Here is a 1,377-nt window from a genome sequence, read left to right on the forward strand (position 1 = left end):
GACGCGGCCCTTCCAGTAGCCCTCGGCCGCCTTCTTCAGCTCCCGGTCGGGGCCCTGGCGGGGGTAGCCGTACACGGTGACCCATGCTGCCGCGGCTGCGGACTTCGGTCCGCGGGGCGGTCCCGTACCGCCGGGCGCGACCTCCCCGTCGGCGCCCGGCGGCGGTCGTTCAGCTCTTCGGCACCTCGCGCTGCGCCACGCCGTCGTAGGAGGCGAGCGGACGGATCAGCGAGTTGTGCGAGAGCTGCTCGATGATGTGCGCGGTCCACCCGGTGACGCGGCTCATCACGAAGATCGGGGTGAAGACCGGGGTGTCGAAGCCCATGAGGTGGTAGGCGAGACCGGCCGGGTAGTCCAGGTTCGGGTGGATCTGCTTGCGCTCGAACATCGCCTCGCGCAGCGCCGTGTGCAGCTTGTCCAGGTGCGGGGCCTCGGGGTTGTCGCTCCGCTCGACGAGGCGGTCGAGAGCGGCCTGCATGATCGGGACGCGGGAGTCGCCGTTCTTGTAGACGCGGTGCCCGAAGCCCATGATCTTGCGCTTCTCGGCGAGCGCCTGGTCGAGCCAGCGCGCGGCGTCGGAGGGGTCCCGCACCTCGTCCAGCATGTCCATGACGGCCTCGTTGGCGCCGCCGTGCAGGGGGCCCTTGAGGGCGCCGATCGCGCCGGTGACCGCGCTGTAGAGGTCGGAGAGCGTCGAGGTGATGACGCGCGCGGTGAAGGTCGAGGCGTTGAAGCTGTGCTCGGCGTAGAGCGCGAGGGAGATCTCGAAGCAGCGCACGACCTCCTTGTCGGGGACCTCGCCGAAGCACATGTGGAAGAAGTTCTCGGCGTAGCCGAGGCCCGGGTCGGGGGCGATGGGGTCGAGACCCCGGCGGCGGCGCTGGTGGGCGGCGACGACGGTGGGGAGCTTCGCGAAGAGGGAGAGCGACTTGGCGAGGTTCGCCTCCTCGCTGTTGTCGTCCTCGCGCGGGTCCTCGGCGCCGAAGAGGCTCACGGCGGTGCGCAGCACGTCCATCGGGTGGCACGTCCCGGGCAGCCGGGCGAGCAGCTCGGACTCGGTCCGGTCGAGCGGGCGCAGGGCGCGCTCGGCGGACTCGAAGGCGGCGAGCTGCCGCGCGTCGGGAAGCTCGCCGTGCCACAGGAGGTAGGAGACGGCCTCGAAGGAGTGGTGGGCCGCGAGGTCCTGGACCGCGTAGCCGCGGTAGGTGAGGGAGTTGGTCTCCTGGATGACGGTGGAGACCTCGGTGGTGTCGGCGTAGACGCCGGCGAGACCGCGGTGGATCTCCGGGGTGCTGGTCATGGGTGGTGCCTCCGGGAGGAGTTCTGGTACCGGGGTGCGTACGGGTGGTACGGGCCCTGGGCCCGGGTGCCGGGGGG

Annotated in this window: 1 protein-coding gene; it reads right to left on the reverse strand. The window is 71.4% G+C overall.

What is annotated here, in order from left to right; translation table 11 throughout:
* Positions 1-169: 169 nt before the first annotated feature.
* Positions 170-1,300 carry a bifunctional 2-methylcitrate synthase/citrate synthase gene (locus SSBG_RS01665; RefSeq protein WP_008744502.1) on the reverse strand — a complete coding sequence of 377 codons (1,131 nt, stop codon included), beginning with the start codon at positions 1,298-1,300 and terminating at the stop codon, positions 170-172.
* Between the last annotated feature and the right edge of the window lie 77 nt (positions 1,301-1,377).

The sequence above is a fragment of the Streptomyces sp. SPB074 genome (genome assembly GCF_000154905.1).
Classification (GTDB): domain Bacteria; phylum Actinomycetota; class Actinomycetes; order Streptomycetales; family Streptomycetaceae; genus Streptomyces.

Excerpts from the sequence above, each read along its gene's own strand:
- SSBG_RS01665 (WP_008744502.1), bottom strand. The coding sequence starts at position 1,300 with ATGACCAGCACCCCGGAGATCCACCGCGGTCTCGCCGGCGTCTACGCC.